5 protein-coding genes are annotated in these 4,324 nt (G+C 71.2%); 1 reads left to right on the top strand and 4 read right to left on the bottom strand.

The features are described from left to right. Positions 1 to 952: hypothetical protein (locus tag AC3XYG_RS42485; protein ID WP_489145964.1), on the top strand; the 952-nt coding region annotated here is incomplete at its 5' end. 1 nt (position 953) lies between these two features. Here AC3XYG_RS42485 and AC3XYG_RS42480 read toward each other — a convergent pair. The 4 genes from AC3XYG_RS42480 to AC3XYG_RS42465 all read right to left on the bottom strand — a co-directional run. Next, entirely contained in the window at positions 954 to 1,391 is a 438-nt protein-coding gene (locus AC3XYG_RS42480) for a GNAT family N-acetyltransferase (RefSeq protein ID WP_489145965.1), read from the bottom strand. Between the two features lie 88 nt (positions 1,392 to 1,479). Then, positions 1,480 to 1,824 carry a hypothetical protein gene (locus AC3XYG_RS42475; RefSeq protein ID WP_489145963.1) on the bottom strand — a complete coding sequence of 115 codons (345 nt, stop codon included), beginning with the start codon at positions 1,822 to 1,824 and terminating at the stop codon, positions 1,480 to 1,482. Then, a complete protein-coding gene (locus tag AC3XYG_RS42470; protein ID WP_489145962.1) occupies positions 1,821 to 2,474 on the bottom strand; it encodes a glutathione S-transferase family protein in 654 nt (217 codons plus the stop codon). Before AC3XYG_RS42470 ends, AC3XYG_RS42475 begins: the two co-directional genes overlap by 4 nt. 151 nt (positions 2,475 to 2,625) lie before the next feature. Continuing rightward, on the bottom strand, positions 2,626 to 4,324 hold a 1,699-nt coding region (locus AC3XYG_RS42465; protein ID WP_489145961.1), incomplete at its 5' end, for an efflux RND transporter permease subunit.

The raw sequence follows: 4,324 nt of genomic DNA, 5'->3' as shown, positions 1-4,324 counted from the left end.
CGTGCTCATTGCCCGCGCGCATCGCCGGGCCGTGATCTTCCGGCGCGGCCCGAGCCGGCTGGTGCGCCTGCTGGCCTGGAACCTGGCCAAGGACACGATCGAGGCCGGCCAGTGGTTCAAGGGCCGGATCTACGAGCGGCGTTGCGACCTGAGCCCGGATGGCGAGTTGCTGGCGTACTTCGCCGCGACCCATCGGCCGCCATACTATTCCTGGACAGCGATCTCGCGACCGCCCTGGCTGACGGCACTGGTGCTGTGGCCGAAAGGCGATTCCTGGGGCGGCGGCGGACTGTTCGAGAGTCCGCTTTGGTTCAAGTTGAACCACCGGACGACGACCGCGACGGCTTCGGCGAACCGGAAGGAGAAAGCCCTGATCGACACCAGCCGAATCCTGCTGGGTACTGGCCAACCGGAGAGTGCCGACGAGACGGCTGTGGCAGACGGCTTCGCTGTTCCAAAGCGCATGCGCGTCGAGCCGCTGGGCGACCGGCCGGGCTGGGGAGAGGACGACCCGATCTGCTGGATGCGCTTGCAGCGCGACGGCTGGCGCCTTGTGGGCACCCCTACAGCCGCACGACACCACGGCAGCAAAGGCCCATTCGGATGGAGTTTCCCTACTCCGCTCGTCATGGAGAAGGACCTGCATGCGAAGAAGGGCGCCCTGCGACTGTCAACGCATGCCCTGCACGAGCGGCAGGGACGTAGGTATGTCGAGACCGCGGCGTTGACGGATGCGGACGGGCGCACCCTCGACCTCGGCCGGGTCGACTGGGCCGATTTCGACCACAACGGCGATGTGCTCTATGCCGCCGAAGGGCGCCTGTTCCGGCTCGACCCGGCGCAGGCGCTGAAGGCGGGCGAAGGGATCTCCGCCGCACGAGAGGTCGCGGATCTCAACGACATGGTCTTCGAGCCGATCAAGGCGCCGGACAGCGCAATGCGCTGGCGGTAGCCTATCCCCGCGCCGCCAGTCCCGCGAGGTCGTCCCAGGCATAGAGCAGGTTGTGCGAGCGCCAGAGCGGGCCGGGGTCGGTGTAGGCGCCGATGCGGCGGCCGCCCTGGGCCTCGTAGAAGGCGATGGCCGGGTCGTTGCCTTCGACCACGCCGAGGCCGAGGGCGGCATAGCCGCGTCCGGCCAGCGCCGCCGCCAGGGCGCCGAGCAGGCGGCGGCCGAGGCCGCGGCGGGCGAAATCGCGGCCGACATAGAGGTACTTCACCTCGCCCCGGTCGCCATAGGCGGCATCGCCCGGCGGCCCGGCCAGGCCGAAGCCGGCCAGGGTGCCGCCGATCTCGGCCACCAGGGCGATCTGGGCCGGGTCGGCCAGGATCGCGGCCCAGCGCACCTCGCGGCGGGTAACATCGAGCGCGCCGGCCGCCTCGGGCGGTGCCAGGGTGCGATAGGTGTCGCGCCAGACGGCGACATGCAGCTCGGCGATGCCCCGCGCATCGGCCGCGACGGCGGGGCGCAGCCGGATGGCGTCAGTAGGGATCGCTCGTCTCCAGGATTTCCTGCCCCATCAGCACGCAGTCGCCCGGGATCTGCGCGTAGATGAAGTGCATGCGGTATTCGCCCTTGTAGATGTAGCCCATGACCTCGAGCACGTCGAAGCGCCCCTTGCCCTGCAGCGCCTTGACCGTGCCGACCAGCTTCGCCGTGTCGTCGACCGTCATGGTGAGGTCGGTTTCGCCGAAGTGGAAGGCCAGCAGCTTGCTGGCATGGGCGATCGCATCGCCGGCGCAGGGATGAACCGCTTCGGCCTGCGCAAGCCCCGGAAAAGCCGCCAGCACCAGCGCCGCGGCGGCGAGAACGCAATGCCGCATCATGCCGCCACCGACGGCGCGTCATGCGCCTGGGCCCGCTGGAACGCGGGGCGCTCGGCCAGGCGGTCGAGATAGGCTGATACGGCCACGGTCTCCGGCAGCTTGCCCCAGGCCTGCAGCCATTGCAGCAGCGACCCGATCAGCACGTCAGCAGCGCTGAAGCGGGCGCCCAGCAGATACGGTCCGCCCTCCTGCAACGTGGCTTCGATCCGTTGCAGCGCCGTGGCGAAACTCGGCCAGCCCAGGGCGCTGGCCGGCGCCTCGACGCTGCGCGGGAACACGGCATCGGCGAAGGCGGGTTCCAGCACCGAGGGGCAATAGCCGAGCCAGGTGGCGTAGGCCGCGCGCTCCGGCGAGCCGACCGGCGGGGCCAGCCCGGACTCGGGCACGGTGTCGGCGACATAGGCGCAGATCGCGGCACTTTCCGTCACCACCACGCCCGGCCGCCAGTCGCCGCCCGGGCCGTGATCGATCAGCGCCGGCACCTTGCCGGCCGGGTTGAGGGCGAGATAGGCGGGGTCCTTGTGCGTCGCCTTGGACAAATCATGCGCAGCGATGTCGAACGGCACCCCGGCCTCTTCCAGCAGCCACAGGATGCGGCGGGAGCGGGAGCGCGGGGCATGATGCAGGGTGAAGCGGGGCGTGGTCGTCATATCAGGCGAGCCTCGGTTGGTGACGCGGTGGCGCCGACCGGCGGCCTGATGCGGCCGGCCGCGGCCTTGCCGTCCGTCATCCGCGTCCTCCCCCCGATTCAGCGCCCCCATCCTCGGTCGAACGCACCTCTTCGGCAAGCGCCACACCGGGTCAGGGCACCTGCGCGGCCGAAGCAGCCTCCGCCGCCGCGCGGTCGGACGGGGTGACCGAGGTCAGCCGTCCCAGGCATGGCGCCAGCCAGCCGCGGATGTCGTCCATGACCGTGAACACGGCCGGCACGAACACCAGGCTGAGCACGGTGGAGGTGATCAGGCCGCCGACCACCGCCACCGCCATCGGGCCGCGGAAGCCGGAATCGGCGCCGATGCCCAGCACCGCCGGCATCATGCCGGCGAGCATCGCCATGGTGGTCATGATGATCGGCCGGGCCCGCACCAGGCAGGCCTGGACCAGCGCGGTGCGGCGGTCGAGCCCCTGGCGCCGGCCCTCGATGGCGAAATCGACCAGCAGGATCGAGTTCTTGGTGACGATGCCCATCAGCATCAGCAGGCCGATCACCGAGGACAGGTCGAGCGCAGCGCCATAGCCGAGCAGCGCCAGGATGGCGCCGATCACCGACAGCGGCAGCGCCACCAGGATGGTGACCGGCTGCAGGAAGTCGCGGAACAGCAGCACCAGCACCGCCAGCACCATCAGCACGCCGGCCAGCATCGCCTTGCCGAAGCTGGAGAACATCTCGGCCATGAATTCGGCGTCGCCGAAGGCCGGCCGCTCCACCCCCTCCTGCAGGTGGGCCAGCGACGGCAGCGCATTGATCGCGGCCAAAGCGGTACCGAGCGGCACGCCGTTGAGATCGGCGTCGACCGAGACCCGGCGACGGCGGTCGAACCGCTCGACCTCCGCATCGCCGGCGCCGAAGCCGATATCGGCGACCGAGGTCAGCGGCACGGCGCCGCGGTCGCCGGCGACACGCAGCTGGCGCAGCGATTCGATATCGGTGCGGGCCCGGCGGTCGAGCACCACCCGGATCGGCACCTGGCGGTCGCCCAGGTTGAACTTGGCCGAATTGGCGTCGGTGTCGCCGATGGTGGCGATGCGGGCCACGGTGCCGATCGCCTGGGCCGAGACGCCGAGCCGCGCCGCCTCGTCCGGCCGGGGGCGGATGCGGATCTCCGGCCGCGGCAGCGGTTCGGTCGAGCGCGCATTGGCCAGCTGCGGCAGGGCCCGCATTTCCCGCTCCAGCGCCTGGACGACGCCCGCCAGCCTGGCCGGGTCGTCGCCGGTCAGGACGATCGAGACATCCTTGCCGCCGCTGTCGCCGAGGAAGGTGAAGCGGATGTCGGGGATCGACGCCAACTCGTCCCGGGCCGAGCGCTCGAAATCCTTGCGCGTCATCTGCCGTTCGCCGCGCGGCTTCAGCACGACGAGCAGGCTGGCCTTGCTGACGTCGCCGCCCGAGGCGTTGGCATCGGCCGCCGAGGCGCCGCCGGCCGCGCCGATGGTGGTGAAGACATGGTCGACCTCCGGCCGCTGGCGCAGCTCCGCCGTGATCCGCTGCGCCACCGCCTCGGTGTCGGCCAGGGTGGCGCCGGGCGGCAATTCGACCTGCAGGTTCGAGATCTTGCTGTCGCTGACCGGCAGGAAGCCGGTCGGCAGCAGCGGCACCAGCGCCAGCGACCCGGCGAAGATCGCGCCGGCCGCGGCCAAAGTGATGCGGCGGTGATCGAGGGTCCAGCCCAGCACCGCCGCGTATCCCGCGGCCAGCCGGGACGGCGCGGCAGCGTGCGCCGCCGCCGGCTTCGGCCGCAGCATGTAGGCCGCCATCAGCGGCGTCAGCAGCCGCGCCACC

The organism is Inquilinus sp. (assembly GCF_057815775.1).
This window is presented reverse-complemented; position numbering and strand designations above follow the sequence as displayed.